At 64.2% G+C, this 17,935-nt stretch carries 26 protein-coding genes; 6 read left to right on the plus strand and 20 right to left on the minus strand.

The window, feature by feature from the left end:
* Nucleotides 1-17: 17 nt before the first annotated feature.
* Nucleotides 18-1,832 carry a histidine kinase dimerization/phospho-acceptor domain-containing protein gene (locus tag Q0L48_RS06005; RefSeq protein WP_296718427.1) on the minus strand — a complete coding sequence of 605 codons (1,815 nt, stop codon included), beginning with the start codon at nucleotides 1,830-1,832 and terminating at the stop codon, nucleotides 18-20.
* A gap of 291 nt (nucleotides 1,833-2,123) precedes the next feature.
* Here Q0L48_RS06005 and Q0L48_RS06010 point away from each other — a divergent pair, with 291 nt between their 5' ends.
* From Q0L48_RS06010 to Q0L48_RS06020, 3 genes are read left to right on the plus strand one after another with little or no spacing between them, the layout of a single operon-like run.
* Complete coding sequence (locus Q0L48_RS06010) at nucleotides 2,124-2,585, plus strand: Lrp/AsnC family transcriptional regulator (protein WP_264391347.1); 462 nt, start codon at nucleotides 2,124-2,126, stop codon at nucleotides 2,583-2,585.
* A gap of 14 nt (nucleotides 2,586-2,599) precedes the next feature.
* The gene (locus Q0L48_RS06015; protein ID WP_296718438.1) at nucleotides 2,600-3,046 is read left to right on the plus strand and encodes a GFA family protein; all 447 of its coding nucleotides are present in this window, start codon (nucleotides 2,600-2,602) and stop codon (nucleotides 3,044-3,046) included.
* A 13-nt stretch (nucleotides 3,047-3,059) separates the two neighbouring features.
* Nucleotides 3,060-3,437, plus strand: coding sequence for a hypothetical protein (locus tag Q0L48_RS06020; RefSeq protein ID WP_296718440.1), 378 nt, complete (start codon nucleotides 3,060-3,062; stop codon nucleotides 3,435-3,437).
* Here the strand turns inward: Q0L48_RS06020 and Q0L48_RS06025 are convergent.
* The 19 genes from Q0L48_RS06025 to Q0L48_RS06115 all read right to left on the minus strand — a co-directional run bounded on the left by Q0L48_RS06025 (nucleotide 3,434) and on the right by Q0L48_RS06115 (nucleotide 15,812).
* A complete protein-coding gene (locus Q0L48_RS06025) occupies nucleotides 3,434-4,744 on the minus strand; it encodes an NAD(P)/FAD-dependent oxidoreductase (protein ID WP_296718442.1) in 1,311 nt (436 codons plus the stop codon). The genes Q0L48_RS06020 and Q0L48_RS06025 overlap by 4 nt on opposite strands.
* A 176-nt stretch (nucleotides 4,745-4,920) precedes the next feature.
* Nucleotides 4,921-6,270 carry an acetyl-CoA carboxylase biotin carboxylase subunit gene (gene accC, locus Q0L48_RS06030; protein ID WP_296718444.1) on the minus strand — a complete coding sequence of 450 codons (1,350 nt, stop codon included), beginning with the start codon at nucleotides 6,268-6,270 and terminating at the stop codon, nucleotides 4,921-4,923.
* Between the two features lie 4 nt (nucleotides 6,271-6,274).
* The gene (gene accB, locus Q0L48_RS06035) at nucleotides 6,275-6,793 is read right to left on the minus strand and encodes an acetyl-CoA carboxylase biotin carboxyl carrier protein (RefSeq protein WP_296718445.1); all 519 of its coding nucleotides are present in this window, start codon (nucleotides 6,791-6,793) and stop codon (nucleotides 6,275-6,277) included.
* A gap of 107 nt (nucleotides 6,794-6,900) precedes the next feature.
* On the minus strand, nucleotides 6,901-7,341 hold the full coding sequence (locus tag Q0L48_RS06040) for a type II 3-dehydroquinate dehydratase (protein WP_296718446.1): 441 nt from the start codon (nucleotides 7,339-7,341) through the stop codon (nucleotides 6,901-6,903).
* 65 nt (nucleotides 7,342-7,406) lie between these two features.
* Nucleotides 7,407-7,949 carry a hypothetical protein gene (locus tag Q0L48_RS06045; RefSeq protein WP_296718449.1) on the minus strand — a complete coding sequence of 181 codons (543 nt, stop codon included), beginning with the start codon at nucleotides 7,947-7,949 and terminating at the stop codon, nucleotides 7,407-7,409.
* Nucleotides 7,950-8,011: 62 nt separating this feature from the next.
* On the minus strand, nucleotides 8,012-8,425 hold the full coding sequence (locus Q0L48_RS06050) for a holin family protein (protein ID WP_296718451.1): 414 nt from the start codon (nucleotides 8,423-8,425) through the stop codon (nucleotides 8,012-8,014).
* A 69-nt stretch (nucleotides 8,426-8,494) separates the two neighbouring features.
* Nucleotides 8,495-9,391: a CoA ester lyase gene (locus Q0L48_RS06055; protein ID WP_296718453.1), complete on the minus strand. Its 897-nt coding sequence runs from the start codon at nucleotides 9,389-9,391 to the stop codon at nucleotides 8,495-8,497.
* A gap of 54 nt (nucleotides 9,392-9,445) precedes the next feature.
* Complete coding sequence (locus Q0L48_RS06060) at nucleotides 9,446-11,497, minus strand: TonB-dependent receptor plug domain-containing protein (protein ID WP_296718455.1); 2,052 nt, start codon at nucleotides 11,495-11,497, stop codon at nucleotides 9,446-9,448.
* Nucleotides 11,498-11,676: 179 nt separating this feature from the next.
* Nucleotides 11,677-12,087 carry a SufE family protein gene (locus Q0L48_RS06065; protein ID WP_296718456.1) on the minus strand — a complete coding sequence of 137 codons (411 nt, stop codon included), beginning with the start codon at nucleotides 12,085-12,087 and terminating at the stop codon, nucleotides 11,677-11,679.
* 131 nt (nucleotides 12,088-12,218) lie between these two features.
* A complete protein-coding gene (locus Q0L48_RS06070) occupies nucleotides 12,219-12,395 on the minus strand; it encodes a hypothetical protein (protein WP_296718459.1) in 177 nt (58 codons plus the stop codon).
* On the minus strand, nucleotides 12,392-12,643 hold the full coding sequence (locus tag Q0L48_RS06075; RefSeq protein WP_296718461.1) for a hypothetical protein: 252 nt from the start codon (nucleotides 12,641-12,643) through the stop codon (nucleotides 12,392-12,394). Before Q0L48_RS06075 ends, Q0L48_RS06070 begins: the two co-directional genes overlap by 4 nt.
* Nucleotides 12,640-12,951 carry a hypothetical protein gene (locus Q0L48_RS06080; protein ID WP_296718462.1) on the minus strand — a complete coding sequence of 104 codons (312 nt, stop codon included), beginning with the start codon at nucleotides 12,949-12,951 and terminating at the stop codon, nucleotides 12,640-12,642. Before Q0L48_RS06080 ends, Q0L48_RS06075 begins: the two co-directional genes overlap by 4 nt.
* Nucleotides 12,948-13,256 (minus strand): hypothetical protein, encoded by a 309-nt coding sequence (locus Q0L48_RS06085; protein WP_296718465.1) that lies wholly within the window; start codon nucleotides 13,254-13,256, stop codon nucleotides 12,948-12,950. The genes Q0L48_RS06080 and Q0L48_RS06085 overlap by 4 nt, the downstream gene beginning before the upstream one ends.
* Nucleotides 13,256-13,612: a hypothetical protein gene (locus tag Q0L48_RS06090; RefSeq protein ID WP_296718468.1), complete on the minus strand. Its 357-nt coding sequence runs from the start codon at nucleotides 13,610-13,612 to the stop codon at nucleotides 13,256-13,258. The genes Q0L48_RS06085 and Q0L48_RS06090 overlap by 1 nt, the downstream gene beginning before the upstream one ends.
* Nucleotides 13,612-13,920, minus strand: coding sequence for a hypothetical protein (locus tag Q0L48_RS06095; protein WP_296718471.1), 309 nt, complete (start codon nucleotides 13,918-13,920; stop codon nucleotides 13,612-13,614). Before Q0L48_RS06095 ends, Q0L48_RS06090 begins: the two co-directional genes overlap by 1 nt.
* 32 nt (nucleotides 13,921-13,952) lie before the next feature.
* Nucleotides 13,953-14,330 carry an envelope stress response membrane protein PspC gene (gene pspC / locus Q0L48_RS06100; RefSeq protein WP_296718474.1) on the minus strand — a complete coding sequence of 126 codons (378 nt, stop codon included), beginning with the start codon at nucleotides 14,328-14,330 and terminating at the stop codon, nucleotides 13,953-13,955.
* Entirely contained in the window at nucleotides 14,327-14,638 is a 312-nt protein-coding gene (gene pspB / locus Q0L48_RS06105; protein ID WP_296718476.1) for an envelope stress response membrane protein PspB, read from the minus strand. Before pspB ends, pspC begins: the two co-directional genes overlap by 4 nt.
* Before the next feature lie 3 nt (nucleotides 14,639-14,641).
* Nucleotides 14,642-15,469, minus strand: coding sequence for a phage shock protein PspA (gene pspA / locus Q0L48_RS06110; RefSeq protein ID WP_296718784.1), 828 nt, complete (start codon nucleotides 15,467-15,469; stop codon nucleotides 14,642-14,644).
* A gap of 157 nt (nucleotides 15,470-15,626) precedes the next feature.
* On the minus strand, nucleotides 15,627-15,812 hold the full coding sequence (locus Q0L48_RS06115; RefSeq protein ID WP_296718479.1) for a hypothetical protein: 186 nt from the start codon (nucleotides 15,810-15,812) through the stop codon (nucleotides 15,627-15,629).
* A gap of 159 nt (nucleotides 15,813-15,971) precedes the next feature.
* Between Q0L48_RS06115 and pspF the strand changes: the two genes are divergently transcribed.
* From pspF to Q0L48_RS06130, 3 genes are all read left to right on the plus strand, one after another.
* A complete protein-coding gene (pspF, locus tag Q0L48_RS06120) occupies nucleotides 15,972-17,027 on the plus strand; it encodes a phage shock protein operon transcriptional activator (protein WP_296718481.1) in 1,056 nt (351 codons plus the stop codon).
* A 65-nt stretch (nucleotides 17,028-17,092) separates the two neighbouring features.
* Entirely contained in the window at nucleotides 17,093-17,404 is a 312-nt protein-coding gene (locus Q0L48_RS06125) for a hypothetical protein (RefSeq protein WP_296718482.1), read from the plus strand.
* A gap of 91 nt (nucleotides 17,405-17,495) precedes the next feature.
* Nucleotides 17,496-17,921 (plus strand): PilZ domain-containing protein, encoded by a 426-nt coding sequence (locus tag Q0L48_RS06130; RefSeq protein ID WP_296718484.1) that lies wholly within the window; start codon nucleotides 17,496-17,498, stop codon nucleotides 17,919-17,921.
* Nucleotides 17,922-17,935: the final 14 nt, after the last annotated feature.

Raw genomic sequence — 17,935 nt, forward strand, 5'->3', positions numbered from 1 at the left:
TCCCCCGAAGCTGGGTGTTAGCCTGCGGCTTCGGCTGCAATGGCCGGGTCCGGGCTAGGCAGGTCCCCGCTGCCGGTCAAGAGCGGTAGGGTGAGCACCACACGGTCGCCTTCGCGCACAAGCATGCCGCCCGCCGCCCGCGCTTCGGCACGCGCCAGCCTGAACGCGAACCCCGCGCCGAAAAGTCCGGGATTGATCGTCGTTTTGGCGGGCCGGGCGGACGCGGCAAAAAGGTTTTCCTCGCGCGCCAGGTCGGCGGGCAGCGTGCAGGTCAGGCGTGCAAGTGCCAATCCCCCGCCAATCACCGGGTCGAGGCGTGTTTCGATCTTTTCGCCTTCACCGCAGGCAGCGCCCAAGCTTGCAAGCAGCCGCCACAGCAGCGATTCGAGGTCCTCTGCCTCGCAGGGAACGAGGATGCTGGCACCGGATTGCGGCGCAAACTCCACCGCTGCCGCCCGGGCTGCCAGCACCGGCGCGATCTGACCGACTATCCGGCGCACCAGCTGGACGAGATCGCTTTCCCCCGGCTCCATCGCGCCAGCGCCCGATTCCAGCCGCGCGAGCCGATCGAGTTCGTCGAAGCCTGCAAGGATCCGCGCCGCATCGGCGGCAATCGCTGCGGCCAGCGCCCGGTATTCATTCGGGGCAGGGCCGAACAATTGCTGCTGGATAACCTCGGCATAGCCCTGCACCGCGGTGACGGGCGTGCGCAATTCGTGCAGCAATTGGCGGATCCGGTCGGCCTCGTGACTTTCCCCGCTTGTCGTATCGTCGTACTCGGCCAGAATGCGCCGCAATCGCCCGGTATAGCCGGTGAAATGGCCTTCGTTGCTGAAGGCGGGCTGGGCATCGAGCGTCCATTCACCGGCAATCGCCGCAGCGCCGCCGAGCACGTAGGGCAGGCCCGTGATCGGCTGGCGGCGGGCGATCGCACGCTCGAGTGTGCTCGCGAATGCAGATGCGCCTTCGATCCCGCGTCCCGAGGCCAGCCGTGTGCCGATCACCATGGGTGCGACCTCGCCCGCAGCCCAGACGATTTTTCCGGTCGCATCGGTCGCAAAGCCGAAGCTGGCTATCGCGCGTTCGGGCAGTTCCGGCAGTTCCCCCAGCGGCAGGCGCGGAGCGATTTCGGCATCGGACCCGCTGGCGCTGCGTTCGCGCCGGAACTGGGCGATGCGTTCCACCAGCGCGGAAATCTCGCTGCGTCCGGTTTCGTCGCGGTCCGACCGCGTGCCGCGTTGATCCGCCGCGCGCGGGCGGGCCAGGACCGGTTGTCGCGGCGTGGGCGCGGACGCCGGCGCGGGTGTTACCGGCGCGGGCGATTGTTCCGGCTCGCGCGCTGCAACAGGCTGGGCAGGGGGTAGGTCAGCCGTAACCTCCGGCGCAGGCAGGCCGCGATCCTGAATCCCCAGCCGCGCGAGGAGCGCCTCCACATCCAACGGCAGGTCGCGGCGCAGCCGGATAAACCCGCGGGCGCGCACCGGAATGCGCGGGATCAGTGCGGACCAGTCGTCGACCGAGAGATCCGCGCGTGTCAGCGCGGCGGCGGCCACGGCAGGTTCCTGATCGGCCAGATGGGCGGCCAGATCGGCGCTGCGGAAACGCCAGCCCGCCTCGCGGATAATCTGCGCACGATCTTCCGCCGGGATCGCCTCGGCCAGTGCGTCCATCCGCAGCCACGCCGCGGCAATCAGGCTTCGGTATTGGCGCCCGGTCGGATGAACACGGTTCTTGCCCAGCAGGTCGAGCAACTGCCGGTACTGCGTGCGCAACCCCGCCTCGCCTGTGGCGCGCAGGCGCAGCACGGTGGCAAGGCGGTCGTCGAAGAACAAGCTGGCACTCCCACACTACTGGCCCAAAGGGCGAAGGCACGTCTTCTCACGAGGTCGGCGAGCGCGTTGCCCGGAATCCGGCGGCAGAAGCGCTGTCATTCACCCATCTACCAGACCGATGCAATTGTCACACTCTGGCGTGTAAGGTGCGTTGCAAAGCGGGACAATTGCTGGCAGACCTAATAAAATTAGCGAGGCGGGCCATTCGGCGCGCCTCTTCTTACTTCGGAATGATAGGCGCGCGCCCTTGCCATGTCGTGAATGGTGCGTTGCCGAAGGAGTTCAAGCCACGTGGCCAACCTCGACGATATCGACCGCCGTCTGCTCTCGGAATTGCAGGCGGAAGGCCGCGTTACCAATGTGGAACTCGCCCAGCGGGTCGGGCTGACAGCGCCGCCGTGCCTGCGCCGCGTGCGCGGGCTGGAGGAAGACGGCGTGATTCGCGGCTACCACGCCGATCTCGACCCGTCGAAACTGGGGTTTGCGATCACCGTGTTCGCGATGGTGAGCCTGAAGAGCCAGGCCGAATCGTCCTTGCGCGAGTTCGAGGAGCACATGCGCGCGCTGCCCGAAGTGCGCGAATGCCACATGCTGAATGGCGAGATCGACTTCATCCTCAAGATCGTGAGCAAGGATCTGCAAAGCTTTCAGGAATTCCTGACCGGCAAGCTCACGCCCGCGCCCAATGTGGAAAGCGTGAAGACATCGCTGACGATCCGCACCGCGAAGCAGGAACCCGGGGTTCCCTTGTAGATGGATGGCCCGCGATGAGTGACGCAGCCCGCCTTGCGGAACCGGTGACCGGACACTGCCTGTGCAGTGCGGTGACGATCAGGGTTACGGCGATGCGCACCGAGGTCGATATCTGCCACTGCGCGATGTGCCAGCGATGGGGCGGGGCGTTCTATGCGGGCGTGAAAGGCGAGGATGCCGAGGTTTCCGGCGAGGAGGCGATCACCGTCTACCAGTCAAGCGCATGGGCCGAACGCGCGTTCTGCAGTACCTGTGGCAGCAACCTGTGGTATCGATTCCTGCCGACCGGCGGGCGCTCGTTTCTGGCGGGGCTGTTCGATCTGCCAGCGGGCTTCGGGATCGAGCAGCAGATATTTGTCGATGAGAAGCCCGACTGGTATGATATTGCACAGGAAAGCCCGATGCTGACGGGTGAGCAGGTGGTGGCCGACGCGAAGGCGCAAGGCTTCAGCTTCGAATAGAAAGGGCTGGCGGATGCTGATCGATGACCTTCCTCCGCCGACAATCCAGCAACCGCCCAACCAAGCTGACGCGCCCCCGCATCTGCCGATGGAAGAACGCGCAGACGGGACTTTGGTGATCAATCTCCTCCCGTTGGCTCCGGTGCCGAACGAATGCGCGCTGGAAGAGCCGGACCCGTTCAATCCCGAAATCATCGTCTGCCGCGCGACATCGCCATCGCCGCGGATCGGGCCGGAGATGCTGCCCGAGGTGGATGGATTCGGAACCGCAATTCCGCGCGCGCGGATCAAATTATCCGATACCGTGGCTGCCGAAGGCAACGTCATCAACAAGGGCGTTGGCGGCTGGAACGCCACTGGCGGCGAAGTGCGGCTGAAGATCGACTTCTAGTGCAGCTTCAGCTTGGGCCGCACGATGCGGTTCACGCGGCCGATCAGGATCAGAAAGGTCGCCTTCACCCAGCCGTGGATTCCGATCAGGTGCAGCCGGTACAACGAAGTGTAGATGAAGCGGGCCAACCGCCCTTCGATTGCCATGCTGCCGCCGATCAGGTTGCCCATCAGGCTGCCGACGGTCGAAAACCGGCTGAGCGACACCAGCGAACCATTGTCGCGGTAGACGAAGTGCCTGAGCGGGCGGCCTTTCTGCATCCGGCAGATATTGTCGAACACCACCTCGGCCATCTGGTGCGCGGCCTGCGCGCGCGGCGGCACAGGCCGGTTCTCGCCCGGCGGGGTGTAGCTGGCGCAATCGCCCAGCGCGAAGATGCACGGATCGACCGTGCTTTGCAGCGTATCGGTGACGATCACCTGATTGCGGCCGTTGGTTTCCAGCCCCAGCTCGGACAGGAACTCCGCGCCTTTCACGCCTGCTGCCCAGACCATCAGATCGGCCTCGATCGTGTCGCCGCATTTGGTCACGAGCTGGCGCGGATTGGCCTGGATCACCTGCGTATCGGGCCGCACTTGCACGCCCAGCTGTTCCAACTCGTGCTTCGCCGCCGCAGCCAGCTTGTCGGGCAGGGCGGGCAGAATGCGCGGGCCGGCTTCGAGCAGGCTGACATGGAGGCGGCTCTCGTCGAACACCTCCAGCCCATAGTGTCGCAGCGCGCCCGCCGCGTTGTAGAGTTCCGCAGCCAGCTCGACCCCGGTCGCGCCCCCGCCGACGATCGCGATGCGCACCTGCTCGTTTGCGGTCGGATCATTCATCATCGCCCGACTGACACGCAGGCAGTGATTGAGCAGCCGGGTGCGGAAGCGGTCTGCCTGGGTGCGGCTGTCGAGATAGAGGCAGTGTTCCGACACGCCCGGTACGCCGAAGTCGTTCGATACCGATCCGAGCGCCAGCGCGAGGATATCATAACGGATCGTGTGCCCGGCGATCAGCTCGCTGCCGTCCTCGTCCATGACCGGCGCGAGGCGGATGGTCTTGGCCTCGCGGTCGATCCCCTGAAGGCTGCCCTGAAAGAAGCGGTAGCCCCAGCGATAGCAATGACCGCGATAGCCGACTTCGTCGAGATTGGCATCGAGTGATCCGGCCGCAACTTCATGCAGCAGCGGCTTCCAGATGTGGCTGAGATTCTTGTCGACCAGAATGATGTCGTGATTTTTGCGCCCGAACTTCGCGCCCAGCCGGCGCACCAGTTCCAACCCACCGGCACCTCCGCCGACGACAACGATCTGGGTCTTGCGGTTCATCGATCACTCCTTGGCGCCCGCATGGCGCACGCGAATCTCGATGGGGAGGAACGCCTGCATTACCGGCAGACGCTTCCCGAACCAAGTCCCGCCCGCACGCGATACGCGATATCTTGCTGCAATGCAGCATCAATCGAACGGAAGCTTGGCAGGATGGTTCCCGGCAGCGGGCAGCGTCAGCTCCCGCGCTCCTCCAGCCACTGTTCCAGCCACTTGATCGAATAGTCGCCGTTCAGCACATCGTCCTGCCGCAGCAGTTCCTGATGCAGCGGGATGTTGGTCTTCACCCCTTCGACCACCATTTCCTCCAGCGCGCGGCGCAGGCGCATGATGCAGCCTTCGCGCGTGCGCCCGTAGACGATCAGTTTGGCGATCATGCTGTCGTAATAGGGCGGGATCCGGTATCCGGCATACAGCCCGCTATCGACCCGCACATGCATCCCGCCCGAGGCATGATAATAGGTGACCAGCCCCGGCGAAGGCGCAAAATTGAACGGGTCTTCGGCGTTGATCCGGCACTCGATCGCGTGGCCCTTGAACTCCAGCTCGTTCTGGCTGACCGACAGCGGCTTGCCTTCGGCGATGCGGATCTGTTCGCGCACCAGATCAACCCCGGTGATCGCTTCGGTCACGGGATGTTCGACCTGCAGGCGGGTGTTCATCTCGATGAAGAAGAACTCGCCGTTTTCCCACAGGAACTCGATCGTGCCCGCGCCGCGATAGGCCATGTCGCGCATTGCCTGCGCGCAGATTTCGCCCATGCGCTCGCGTTCTTCGGGGGAGATGACGGGGGAGGGGGCTTCCTCCAGCACCTTCTGGTGGCGGCGCTGCAGCGAACAGTCGCGCTCGCCCAGATGGATCGCGTTGCCTTGCCCGTCCCCGAACACCTGGAATTCGATGTGGCGCGGATTGCCGAGGTATTTTTCAAGGTACACGGTCGCATCGCCGAACGCGGATTTCGCCTCGCTGCCGGCCTGCTGCATCAGGGTTTCGAGCTTGTCCTCGCTTTCGCACACCTTCATGCCGCGCCCGCCGCCGCCGCTCGCAGCCTTGATAATCACGGGGTAGCCGATGTCCTTGGCGACGCGGCGTGCCTCATCGAAGTCGGAGATGGCGCCGTCCGAACCGGGCACCAGCGGCAGGCCCAGCGCGCCCGCAGTGCGCTTGGCTTCGACCTTGTCGCCCATTGTGCGGATATGTTCGGGCTTGGGGCCGATCCACGCGATGTCATGCGCTTCCACGATCTCGGCGAACTTGGCATTTTCCGACAGGAAGCCGTAGCCCGGGTGGATCGCATCGCACTGCGCAATTTCCGCCGCCGAGATGATGTTGGCGATGTTGAGATAGCTCTCGGATGCAGCGGGCGGGCCGATGCACACCGCATGATCGGCGAGCCGCACATGCATCGCGTCGGCATCGGCGGTGGAGTGCACCGCCACCGTTTCAATCCCGATTTCATGCGCCGCACGGTGGATGCGCAGCGCGATTTCGCCGCGATTGGCGATCAGAATGCGTTTGATCCCCATGGCTTCAGGAAATCACGACAAGCGGTTGGTCGAATTCGACCGGCTGGGCATTGTCGACGAGGATCGCGCCGATGGTGCCGGATCGCGGCGCGGTAATCGGGTTCATCACCTTCATGGCCTCGACGATCAGCAGGGTGTCGCCCTCCTTCACTTCCTTGCCGACCGTAATGAAGGGCGCGGCCCCCGGTTCGGGCGTCAGATAGCAGGTGCCGACCATGGGTGATTTCACCGCGTTGGTCATGTCGGGGCCAGCCGCGGGTTCAGGCGCTGCGGGAGCCGCAGCGGCGGGCGCAGGCGCCGCAGCAGCAGCAGCCTGACCGGGCGCGGGCGCCGCAGCATAGACCGGCGCAGCCGCTACCGCACCGCGCGAAACGCGGATCTTGCGATCATCGTCCTCGACCTCGATTTCAGTGAGGCCCGTTTCGTTGAGCAGTTCGGCCAGTTCGCGCACCAGCGCGGTGTCGATGTTCATGCCGGACTTGCGCCCGTTCGACTTTCTGCCCTCGGCACCGTCGTTTGCCATGTATGTCCCTTGTTTTATGAAACGCTCGTTACAGCCATGGGGACTATTGCCGCCAATTGCGGCTGGCAAGTGGCAATGGGTGCAATCTGTGCAAGGAAAATGCGCGATCAGACCTTGCCCGACGCTACGGCTTCGAGCGCGATGCGGTACGAATCCGCACCGTGACCCTGCACGGTGAGCGCCGCAGCCTTGCCGACATAGGAGTTATGGCGGAAGCTTTCGCGGGTGGTGGGATCGGACAGGTGCACCTCGATCACCGGCGTGCGGATCGCCTTGATCGCGTCAAGCAGCGCGATGGAGGTGTGGGTATAGGCCGCCGCATTGAGCAGCACTGCCCGCGCGCCCTCCGCCTGCGCCTCGTGCAGCCAGTCGACCAGCATGCCTTCGTGATTGGTCTGGCGCATCTCGATTTCGAGCCCGAGTTCGCGGGCGCGGTCTTCCAGCATCCCGGCGATATCGTCGAGCGTGGTGGTGCCATAAATCTCCGGCTCACGCGTGCCGAGGAGATTGAGGTTGGGGCCGTTGAGGACGTAAACGAGGTTGGTCATGGATGCGGCTTAGCGGGAAGGTGCGGGGCGGGGAAGGGCGCGCCTTGCAAGCTTCCTTTCCGAACCTAACCCACCTTGCTGTGACGCGGGCGGGCGTTGCCGAAACGGCGCGCGATCAACCCGGCCTCAGCGCGCGGACCAGGGTGCGGGATACGCGGGTCCCGCTCGTGAGCCCAATCGATAATGGTGTCATAGGCGATGATGTAAGCGTCGGGGACGATTGCGTGGCTGATGGCAACAAAGTCTCCGGCAAGGTCCGGCCAGCTTGTGCGTTCGACCTGCAAGCCAGCGATCGGCAACATGATCGGCACTGCGCCGAGGCCGAAGGGCTTCCGGATGCGAAGCGACAATCCCTCTGGATGGAGACCGAACACGACCGGGGGATATTGATGATAACCGGTTGACCACAACTGCCGGTTGGGAACGTCGCTGATCACGATCAGTCCGAGCGCCTTTTCGTGGCGCGGTTCGGGAAGTTGCATCCGGCCAAGCCGGTTTGAAAACCACTTCCAACGCTTGAGGGTGAGGTGGTGAATGAAGAAGAAGCACCCCATCAGCATCACCACGCCGGAAAAGGCAGCAAAAGCGGTTGAAAGGATATGGCTCATCCGCCTTGGCTTAGCGACAGGGGCTTAAATTCGGGTAACCTTCAGCTCGGGCAACGGGAGGGCTACCGATCCACGCCCTTGACCTTACCCCACTGGCGCGCCGCCGTGTAGCCGAGATAGCCGGTGCCAAACAGCGCATAGAGCGGTTCTGGCAACCCGTTCAGATAGGAGTTTCTCCCCGCCGCAATGTCCTTCGCAGCCAGCGGGTGAAAGGCGCTCAGCAGCCCCATCGGTAACGCGGTCAGCAGCAGGATGTACATGACATAGAGGAAGCTGGGGCGGGCGCGGCTGGTCCAGGGGTCGGGCGAAGTGGCCTCGGCAACAATCGCCTGCAATTGCGCTTCGATCATGCGCATTTCCTGCGTGCCTTCGAGCGCGATCAGTTCCAGCTTTGCCTTGGCGCGGGCTTCCTTGTCGGGGATGATCTTGTCGATGATCGAGGCGATAGGGCCGATGAGGACGTCGATAAGGGCCATTTGCTGCGCTCCGTAGCTTGAGTCGCGCAACAAATGACCAGATCGGTTACTGTAGGAAAATGATTTAACCTATTCAGCGCCTGCTTCTGCCAGCAACCGCTGCGCCAGCGCCAGATGTGGGCGGTCCAGCATCGCGCCGTCCAGTGCCACCACGCCGGCGCCGGGGTGATCGGCGAAGGCCTGGACCACTGCGCGGGCATGGGCGAGTTCCTCGGCGCTCGGGGTGAAGGCGGCGTTGATCGGATCGACCTGCGCCGGGTGGATCGCCAGCATCCCGCGAAACCCCGCCGCCCGCACGCCGCGTGCGCGCTTTTCCAGGGCCTCCAGATCGCGGAATTCGGGCTGCACCGTTTCGATCGCGGCCACACCCGCCGCAGACGCGCCGATCAGGCACAGGCTGCGCGCCATTTCATAGGTGTGCGCATAGCCGCCGTCCGCCCCGCGCTGTTCGCTCGCGCCGAGGGCCGCCGACAAATCCTCCGCCCCCCAGCTCATCGCCGCCAGCCGCGCTTTGCCGGGGTAATCGCCCGCATAGTCGCCCGTACGGAACATCGCCACTGCAGTTTCCGTCACCAGCGCTGCGACGAGCGTGCGCCCCTGCGGGATGCCGGCGGCCGCCTCGAGCGCGGTGAGATAGTGGTGCAACTGCGTGATATCCGCCGCCCCTTCGGCCTTGGGCAGGAACACGCCGCCGGGCTGCGCGGGAATGATCGCGGCCAGATCGGCGATGCAATCGGCGGTCGATATCGGGTTGATCCGCACCCACAGCCGCGTGCGACTGTCCGACGCGGCAAGCTGCTCCGCCACCATCGCGCGCGCCGCCGCCTTGTTTTCGGGCGCGACCGAATCTTCCAGATCGAACAGGGCGATGTCGGCCGCGCTCGCCGCTGCCTTGCCCATCTTCTTTTCGCTGTCGCCCGGCGCGAACAGCCAGGAACGCATCGGAAGGGCGGGGGACTCAGGCATCGGGCTTCTCCTATCGCACAGGCCGCTTACGAAGCCGCCCCGGCAAGGTAAAGTCTAGAACGAACCTTCGACTTCCAGCGTGAAGATCATCCCGAAATCGCGCGAGCGTTGTTCGAAGAACGCCACCTGTCCTGCTTTCCGGTCGGTGAAAATCGTGCGTTCGAACTGATTGCGGCGATCGAGCAGGTTACCCGCGCTGGCCCGCATCGTCATGCCCGCCACGTCCTTGTTTTCGACGAACACCGAGGCGAAGCCGAAGGTCTGCGTGCTCAGCGAAACCTCGTCGAGCCGGACGGACGGCGAGTTGTCCTCCCAGTCGGCATTGCCGCCCATCGCCCAGGCCGTGCCGGGAAAATCGTGGCGCAGATTGGCGCGCAGATCGATGATGTCGGTGCCGGAAAGCTGCCGGCCGATCCCCAGCAGGGGGTCGATCACATCGCTGTCGCGCAGGCCGAAGCTGACATCGATCCGCGTGCCGCGCCAGCCGATCGGGTCGGACAGCAGCGTGACATCGCCCGTAATGCCGAACCGCTGCGCTGCGGGCAGGTTGCCCGGTGCCTGACCGCCGCCCGCAATCGGGATCTGGTCGACGATATCGGTAATGTCTTCATAGAACCCGCGCAGGTTCACATTGCCCAGCGCGCCCAGCCGCAGGCTTGCCTCGACTTCGTAGTTCCAGCTTTGCGGCGGCACCAGATCGGCATTGGTGACATCGGTGCGTTCCTGATTGAGATCGACCGAAGCGATGAAATCGAAGAAGTCGAGTTGCCCCACCACGCGTTCGACTCGGCCTGCCAGGTTGAGTGCCGATCCGGCTTTCCAGTCCAGCGCGACAAAACCCTTGGGCCGCCAGAAACTTCGCGTCTGCCCCAATAGTCCGCTCTGGCTGAGCCGCGAATATTCGCCGCCTGCCGAAAGCTGCAATTGCAGCGACGGCAGCAGCGCGCGGCTATAGGTCAGTCCCGCATCGGCGCGGTCTTCATCGACCCGCGAAGACGCGCCGGGCAGCGCCGCGGGCCGGAGCACGCCGTCCGCGTCGCGCACTTCGAGCGCTGAGGTAATGTCGAGGAAATTGCGCACGCCTTCGACCGCCGCGACCAGGTTTCCGCCCGCCGCGGCGACATTATACTCCGACCGCAGGATCGCTTCGCCCTGATCGGCGTCGCGGGAGAAGACGCTGCCTTGCGGCGCGCTGTCATCGGTGAATTCGGTCAGCACCAGCGAGACGAAAGGGCTGTCCTCGTAGCGGTGATAGCCGATCAGCTTGAGCTGGCCCGGGCCGAAAGCGAATTGGTAATCCGCGCCGAATTCGAAGTTGAATTCGTCTTCCCGATTGCGGAAGGTGCGTTGCCGGTCGACTGCGAAACCCGGCGCGCCCTGCCGCGACAGTTCGGTTTCGCGATAGATGAAGCCTTGCACCTGTCCGGTGAGATTCAGCACATTGGCATTGTCTGCAATGCGGGTGAACGAGCCGGAAAGGCCGATCCGGTCGGAGTTGAAATTGGCCTTTTCATCGCGGATGGCGATCAGCGCGCCCGATCCATCGAACACCTGTTCGATCCCTTGATCCCCGCGCCGGTTTGAATCGTTTTCCAGCGCCAGCGTCCAGTCGGTCTTGGCGCCGCCGCCTGCAATCGCAACCGACCCGTCGAGGAACTGGCCGGGCGTGCCTTTGCTGCGGAATTGCGGGGCGAGCCGGAACTGGCCCGCAATCCGCCCGCTAGACAGGGTGACGACATTGAGCACCTGGCCGCTCAGGCCCCCGATATCGAGGCTGGCACCGTCGACCAGCTCCAGCCTGACCACGTCTTCGACCGGGATACGTTGCAGCGCCTCGACCGGGCCGTTCGACTTGCCGGAAATGCGCCGGCCATTGACGATCACATTGGTATCGGCCTGACCCAGACCGCGTGCGCCGTCGCCCGACCGGATCGAAAAGCCGGGCACCTGCTGGGCCATGTCGAGCGCACTACGCGGTGCAAAGCGGGCGAAGTCTGCAGGCAGGAAGGTGTCGCGCGCGGTGCCCGATGCGGCGCCCGGAACGGTTCCGATCGCATCGTCCGCCTCGTCGGCCATCTCCTGCGCGGCAAGCGGCTGCGTTGCCAAGCCCAAGCAAGCGCTCAACAACGCGGTTTTGCGGGCACGGCGCGACAAACTGGCGGCGAAGGTCATCCGAAGCCCTTTTCCGCAAGGGCAACGCGTTGTCGATAATCCCGCGCGGTTGCATCCGTCCAAACGGCGTTACGGGCCGACGAACGGATTGCGGGACGCTGGAGTGCCGAAGCTCAGGCTGCGGCGAGGCGCGCGGCGTGCTGTTGCACCAGTCCGATCATGTTCGGCACACCCTGCGTGCGATTGCTCGACAACTGGTTCCTAAGGTCGAACGGCGCGAGCGCATCTGCGATATCCATGCCTGCGACTTCGGCGGCGGGCTTGTCCTGCACGGCGGAAATCACCAGCGCGACGATCCCTTTGGTGATCGCGGCATTGCTGTCGGCAAGGAAGTGCAGCCGGTCATCCTCCTGCGAAGCGGGGTAGACCCACACCGCTGCGGAACACCCGCGCACCAGTGTCGCATCGGTCTTGAGCGCATCGGGCATCGGTTCCAGCTCGCGGCCAAGCTCGATCAGCAGGCCATAGCGATCATCGCCTTCGAGGAATTCATATTCTTCGAGAATGTCGGAAAGGGTGCGCAACTCAAACTCCGTTGGCCCTGAGATTGTCTGCCCCGGCGAAGGCCGGGATCGAAGGGCTGCTCTTTTTCTGATCCAGTGGCACTAGAAGAAAATGCAGGGTTTCGACAAGCTCAGCGCGAACGGGATTGAAATCAGCCCATCAATCCGCCGGGCCGGGTGAAGGCATAGTAGATAACGTAAAACCAGCCGAAGAAGCCCTGCACGATCGCCCAGAATATCGATTGGTGCAGGCTCCAACTGATCGCAACCGCAATGGCGCTGCCCAACCCGATCCCGGCTTGCGCGGCTGTTCCCCGCGCGTCGCTCACAATTCGACCCCGCTGGCGATCGCTTCCAGCTTCCGGATACGTTCCTTCAGATCGGCGAGTTCGATCCGCGCGGTGCCGATGCCGGAGCCTTCTTCGGCTGCCGGGCGCTGCCCGCTGCGGCCAAGCTCCTGCCGCTTAAGGTCAAGCCAGCCGTTCCATGCGCGCAGCAGCGCGGCGGCGATCACGATGACGGCGAGCAGACCGGAGGTCGCCACGATCATGGTGGGGTCGAGAAGGGGCGTGATCATTCGCTTTTGTCCTCCTGTGCGTGCGGCAAGCCCCGCAAGGCTTCGATTTCGGCGGAGATGCGCGCCCGTTCGCGGGCGTCGCTGGTGTTGTCGTCGGTAGCGATCCGTTCGAGCACCTTGATGCGCTCGCGCAGATCTTCGAGTTCGCGGTGCGCCGCTTCAAGTTCGGCGGCGCTGCGATTGTCGTCGCGCGGGGCGAAGCTTTCGTTGCCATCCTCGTCGGTGACGATCCCGGAGCGGGCTTTGGCATACTGAACCACGCCCCACACGATGATCGCGATCATGGCAACGATCGCCCAACTGCTCATTGCACTGCTTCCTCGCTTTGGCGCTGCACGGGCGCAAGCGCGTGCGTTTCGCGGCGCAGCGCCTCGATCTCGTCAGACAGCAGGCTGCCCCGGTCGGTCGCGATACGTTCGAGCACGCGCAGCCGGTCTTCGATCAATTGCGTGCGCTCGGCGATTGCCCGGATGCCCTGATCCTGCGGGTCGGCCTTCGCCTCGTACCGCAGCCGCTTGGCCTGCATCACCTTGTCGACAATCCCGTTCAGGCTTATGCCCGCGATCAGGACGATCGCGATGATAGTCATGGCGATGATAACCTGTTCGCCCATTACGCTTCGCCCTTGTCCTTGAGCCCCGCCAACGCACGGTCACGCAGAGCATCGATCTCGGCGCCCAGGTGATAGCCGCCGTCGGTCACGATCCGCTCGACATTGACCAGCCGGTCCTTGATCGCGCCCAGTTCAGCGCGCAGTTCGGCGTTTTCCTGGGTCAGCAGGGTGACGCGCTGCGCGGTCTGCTTGTCCGATCCGGGTTTGAGCGATTGGCCCCACATGCCTTCGAGCGGATAGCCGTTCTTGGTCTTCATGCGGGTGGTCTGAAACGAAGCCAGAATGCCGCCAGCGCCAAGCACGAACGCCCCGCCGATGATCCAGCCGAGATAGGGGAGAAAATCGACAGCTTCCATCACACGCGCTCCTTCTGTTCAAGGCCGAGCGGCATGCCCGCGCCTTCGTCCACTTTGCGCTGGTCGCGCAGGGCTTCGATCTGGGTGGCGATGTCGTAGCCGCGGTCGGTGACGATGCGTTCGAGCACCTGCACCCGGTCTTCGAGCCGCTGGATGTGCGACGCATACTGCGCGGCTTTCTCGGCGGTCTGTTCGGCAGTCGATCCGATCTGCATTTCGGTCATCTTCTGCTGATGCTTGGTCCAGATTGCCACGATCGGGATCGATAAAACGATAACCGGTAGCAGGAGTGCGAGTATGCCTTCCATGTGTTCAGTCCCCCTCGGGTAAGTTCAAGGCCTCAGCGCAGCCGCTCGATTTCGGCGGTCAGGCGCGGGTTGCTGCTGACATAGTGGCTTTCCACCGCGGCCAGCCGCCGGTCGATGTCGCGGAAATTGGCGCGGATTTCGCGGGCGGTCCGCTTCGGGTTCTGCCGCACGCCTTGCCAGTATTTCTGCTCGCTTTCGTCGCGGTAAAGGTACGGCGGCTTCTTGTTCAGCAGGAAACCGGCGATCAGATAGGCGATGATCGAAGGCCCGCCGGTGACGAAGATCGATGCGACCGCGATCAGCCGGATCCAGAACACGTTGATCCCGGTGTAGTCGGCGATGCCGGAGCACACGCCCATCAGCTTGCCATTGTGCTTGTCGCGGTAAAGCGTGGTGCGGGGGCTGTTCATGCGCGGGTTCCTTTCTTCTCGGCCATCAGCGCTTCCAATTCGCGCAGCTGCTGGTTGTCTTTTTCCTGATCGGCGATCAGCCGGCGGGCAGGGGTGAATTCCGGGTCGTCCGAGGCGACCAGCCGCTCGACCGTGTCCATCCGCTCGTCCAGCCGCTTGGCCAGATTGTAGAGTTCCTCCAGCAGCACTTCGTCGTCAGTGGTGATGGTTGCGGCGGTCTTCCACTTTGTGATGTAGTGCATGATCACCCATGGCAGACCGATGAAGAGCATCGCGACAATGATGATGGGCAGGAAAACGTCTTCCATAATTTATTCCCCCTTGCCGTCGTCGGCCTTGCCGAGCGCTTTTTTCATGGCTTCCAATTCATCATCGATCGCGTCCGAACCGGCGAGCGCCGCAATTTCATCGGCGAGCGACGGGGTCTTGCCTTCGGCGATCTGCAGCGCATCGGCGCGGCCTTCGGCGTAATCGACCCGGCGTTCGAGCTGGTCGAAGCGGGCCAGCGCCTCGTCGGTGCGCTCGGTGCTCATCAGCGTGCGCAGCTTGACGCGGTTCTCGGCGCTTTCCAGGCGCGCGGCGATTGCGGTCTGGCGGCTGCGGGCTTCGCGCAGGCGGTGCTGCAGCTTGGCGATGTCTTCCTCGTAAGCGCGCAAGGCATCGTCGAGCACCGCGATCTCGGTCTTGAGCTGGTCGGCCATGTCGCCGGCCTTCTTCTTTTCGACCAGCGCCGCGCGGGCAAGATCCTCGCGCTCCTTCGAAAGGGCGAGCTGCGCCTTTTCAGCCCAGTCGGCCTGAAGGCGGTCAAGCTTGACGCAGTGGCGGTGCATTTCCTTCTGGTCAGCGATGGTGCGCGCCGCGCTGGCGCGGACTTCGACCAGGGTTTCCTCCATTTCGAGGATGATCATGCGGATCATCTTGGTCGGATCATCCGCCTTGTCGAGCATGTCGTTGAAATTGGCGGCGATGATATCGCGGGTGCGGCTGAAAATGCCCATGAAGGCTACTCCATCGAGAAATGAACTGACCCGGTCCTGAGCGGCGACTCGCGGGCCGTCCGAACCATCGGTGTTCCGGCGAGACTGCGTCGGAGTGGGGCTGCGGCGCAAGGCTTCGATTTCCTCATCAAGCCGCGACAGCCGTCCGGACGACAGCAGGCGGGAAGGGTGGGCCGGAGCGTCACTGCTCTGGGTGGCGCGATCGGGGCGTGCGTCACCGGCAGCATCTGCGGGGGGGACGTTCCGCTCCGGCCCGAGGGGGTCGTGCTGGTCACGAGGGTTTCTGGGATCGCCCATCTCAGGCAATCTCGATCATGGCGCCGGCTTCGGCGGCGGGGTGACCGATCGGGGCGGCGTTGGCCGCGCCCGGCTGGATCTGCGAGGACAGCGCGATCACCATCACCATCGCAGCGATACTGGCCATGGCGGCCTGCCCCAGTTTGGTGTTCCAGAAGCTGCTGTCTGTGGTTTTGCGGTCGATCATTGTGGGCCTCCCCAGTGGTTGTCAGTGGTGTTGCCATCTATTTTGCAACCGCCGTGCCAAACTCCGAAAATGGCTGAATTCCGCTGTTTTCGTGCCTTTTTGGCGCGGCCTTATTGGTCTCTATTGCCAAGCATTGGGGAATTTCACTATAGGTTGGTCATGGAGCGGGAAAGCCAGTTCATCGGCCAATCGGGCGCCTTCCTCGACGCGGTCGAGCGCGCCAGTCGCGCCGCATCGATGAACCGCCCGGTGCTGGTGATCGGCGAGCGCGGGACCGGCAAGGAATTGATCGCCGAACGGCTCCACCGCCTCTCCACCCGCTGGGACGAACCGCTGGTGACGATGAACTGTGCCGCGCTGCCCGAAACCCTGATCGAGGCCGAACTGTTCGGCCACGAAGCGGGCGCCTTCACCGGCGCGACCAAGGCGCGGGTCGGGCGGTTCGAGGAGGCCGATCGCGGCACGCTGTTCCTCGATGAACTCGGCACTCTCAGCATGGGCGCGCAGGAGCGGCTGCTGCGCGCGGTCGAATATGGCGAAGTCACCCGCATCGGCGCCTCGCGGCCGATCCGGGTCGATGTGCGGATCGTGGCCGCCACCAACGACGATCTGCCCGCACTGGCGACGTCGGGCGAGTTCCGCGCCGATCTGCTCGACCGGCTCAGCTTCGAGGTGATCACCCTGCCGCCGCTGCGGGTGCGCGAAGGCGATATCGGCGTGTTGGCGGAATATTTCGGGCGCCGCATGGCATCCGAGCTGGATTGGCACGCTTGGCCCGGCTTCGCGCAGCACGTGATGAACAGTCTCGAAGATTATGCCTGGCCCGGCAATGTGCGCGAGTTGCGCAACGTGGTCGAGCGCGCCGTCTATCGCTGGGGCGACCCCGAAGCTCCGATCGCGCACGTCCAGTTCGATCCGTTCGACAGCCCTTGGCGCCCGCGTCCGCCAGCGCATCGCGCCGCTGCCGTTGCGCCGTCCGGCGCGGCTGCGCCTGCTGCTACTGCTGCCATGGCGTCATCTGACGAGTTCGAGACGATCGAAGATCTGCGCGCCGCAGTCGATGCGCATGAACGCGCAATACTTGAGCACGCCTTGGGCAAACATCGCTGGAACCAGCGCCAGACCGCCCGCGGGTTGGGCCTGACCTATGACCAGCTGCGCCACTGCATCAAGAAGCATGGCTTGATGGAAGGGCAGGAGGGCGGCGCGGCCTAACCGCTTGATAAGGATTTGCTGTTATCATCATGCGCGCATCGCCTTTGGTTATACAGGAACATTCCATGCGCGCGCTTGTCGATATCGTTGAAAACCTGACCAGCAGCATCCGCTTCGTCATCGGCCTGCTTGTGCTGGGCGGGATGGTGGTCGGACTGATGCTGACCATTGGCGTCTCCTATGCAGCGCCCAAAGCGGCGGATTCGCTGGCCGAACGGGCCGAACGGGTCGGTGAAAAGGCGATCGAGGCAGCGCAGCAGGAACGCCGCGCGCGCGAGATGGGCAAGGACGGCTGGGGATATGGCGCTGCGACCACGTCGTCGGGCGGTGCCGACAAGCCATCCAAAAGTTCCGCCGATGACGGATGGGCGAACTGATCCTCAAACGCTGTCCCGTGATGGAAGCGGGTAATTATCCATAGGGTGTGCTTGGCGGTCATTTTACCGCTTTTCTTCAGGCTGCGGCCCGATGGTGCAGTCTTTCAATCTTACCCGGCCGGCTGTGGCCCGAGAACCGGCGCGGCCTCCCGCAACCGGGCGGCGCGGCGCTGCACGTTTGCGGCTCGCGGTCCCGGCGTTTGTTATTACCACCAAAGCCAACGATCCTTGCGTGCTCCTGGATCTGTCGCGCACCGGCGCGCGGATCGGGCTGGCGTGTCCGCTGGATCATGGAGAATTGCTTTACCTCAGGATTGCCCGGCTGGAAGTGTTCGCCGAGGTCGTGCGGCGGCACTGCGGGCAGGGGGGCGGTGTCAACGGCCTTGCTTTCGACGAGCCGCTGCCGGAATCGGCGGTGCTGGCGGTGCGGCATCATGCCGAAACTTTCGCTGAGCGCGAGCGCGATTCCCTGCGCGATCAGGTGCGGCGCTGGGTAAGCGGCGAGAAGCTGACCTGATCTGAAGGCGGGGG

The organism is Erythrobacter sp. (genome assembly GCF_024305245.1).
In the GTDB taxonomy this organism is placed as follows: domain Bacteria; phylum Pseudomonadota; class Alphaproteobacteria; order Sphingomonadales; family Sphingomonadaceae; genus Erythrobacter.

Excerpts from the sequence above, each read along its gene's own strand:
- Q0L48_RS06055 (WP_296718453.1), bottom strand. The coding sequence starts at position 9,391 with ATGCCTGAGTCCCCCGCCCTTCCGATGCGTTCCTGGCTGTTCGCGCCG.
- Q0L48_RS06095 (WP_296718471.1), bottom strand. The coding sequence starts at position 13,920 with ATGGAAGGCATACTCGCACTCCTGCTACCGGTTATCGTTTTATCGATC.
- Q0L48_RS06090 (WP_296718468.1), bottom strand. The coding sequence starts at position 13,612 with ATGGAAGCTGTCGATTTTCTCCCCTATCTCGGCTGGATCATCGGCGGG.
- accC (WP_296718444.1), bottom strand. The coding sequence starts at position 6,270 with ATGGGGATCAAACGCATTCTGATCGCCAATCGCGGCGAAATCGCGCTG.
- pspF (WP_296718481.1), top strand. The coding sequence starts at position 15,972 with ATGGAGCGGGAAAGCCAGTTCATCGGCCAATCGGGCGCCTTCCTCGAC.
- Q0L48_RS06015 (WP_296718438.1), top strand. The coding sequence starts at position 2,600 with ATGAGTGACGCAGCCCGCCTTGCGGAACCGGTGACCGGACACTGCCTG.
- Q0L48_RS06085 (WP_296718465.1), bottom strand. The coding sequence starts at position 13,256 with ATGGGCGAACAGGTTATCATCGCCATGACTATCATCGCGATCGTCCTG.
- Q0L48_RS06125 (WP_296718482.1), top strand. The coding sequence starts at position 17,093 with ATGCGCGCGCTTGTCGATATCGTTGAAAACCTGACCAGCAGCATCCGC.
- Q0L48_RS06050 (WP_296718451.1), bottom strand. The coding sequence starts at position 8,425 with ATGGCCCTTATCGACGTCCTCATCGGCCCTATCGCCTCGATCATCGAC.
- Q0L48_RS06025 (WP_296718442.1), bottom strand. The coding sequence starts at position 4,744 with ATGAACCGCAAGACCCAGATCGTTGTCGTCGGCGGAGGTGCCGGTGGG.
- pspB (WP_296718476.1), bottom strand. The coding sequence starts at position 14,638 with ATGGAAGACGTTTTCCTGCCCATCATCATTGTCGCGATGCTCTTCATC.
- Q0L48_RS06040 (WP_296718446.1), bottom strand. The coding sequence starts at position 7,341 with ATGACCAACCTCGTTTACGTCCTCAACGGCCCCAACCTCAATCTCCTC.
- pspC (WP_296718474.1), bottom strand. The coding sequence starts at position 14,330 with ATGAACAGCCCCCGCACCACGCTTTACCGCGACAAGCACAATGGCAAG.
- Q0L48_RS06115 (WP_296718479.1), bottom strand. The coding sequence starts at position 15,812 with ATGATCGACCGCAAAACCACAGACAGCAGCTTCTGGAACACCAAACTG.
- Q0L48_RS06080 (WP_296718462.1), bottom strand. The coding sequence starts at position 12,951 with ATGAGCAGTTGGGCGATCGTTGCCATGATCGCGATCATCGTGTGGGGC.
- Q0L48_RS06020 (WP_296718440.1), top strand. The coding sequence starts at position 3,060 with ATGCTGATCGATGACCTTCCTCCGCCGACAATCCAGCAACCGCCCAAC.
- Q0L48_RS06045 (WP_296718449.1), bottom strand. The coding sequence starts at position 7,949 with ATGAGCCATATCCTTTCAACCGCTTTTGCTGCCTTTTCCGGCGTGGTG.
- accB (WP_296718445.1), bottom strand. The coding sequence starts at position 6,793 with ATGGCAAACGACGGTGCCGAGGGCAGAAAGTCGAACGGGCGCAAGTCC.
- Q0L48_RS06075 (WP_296718461.1), bottom strand. The coding sequence starts at position 12,643 with ATGATCACGCCCCTTCTCGACCCCACCATGATCGTGGCGACCTCCGGT.
- Q0L48_RS06130 (WP_296718484.1), top strand. The coding sequence starts at position 17,496 with ATGGTGCAGTCTTTCAATCTTACCCGGCCGGCTGTGGCCCGAGAACCG.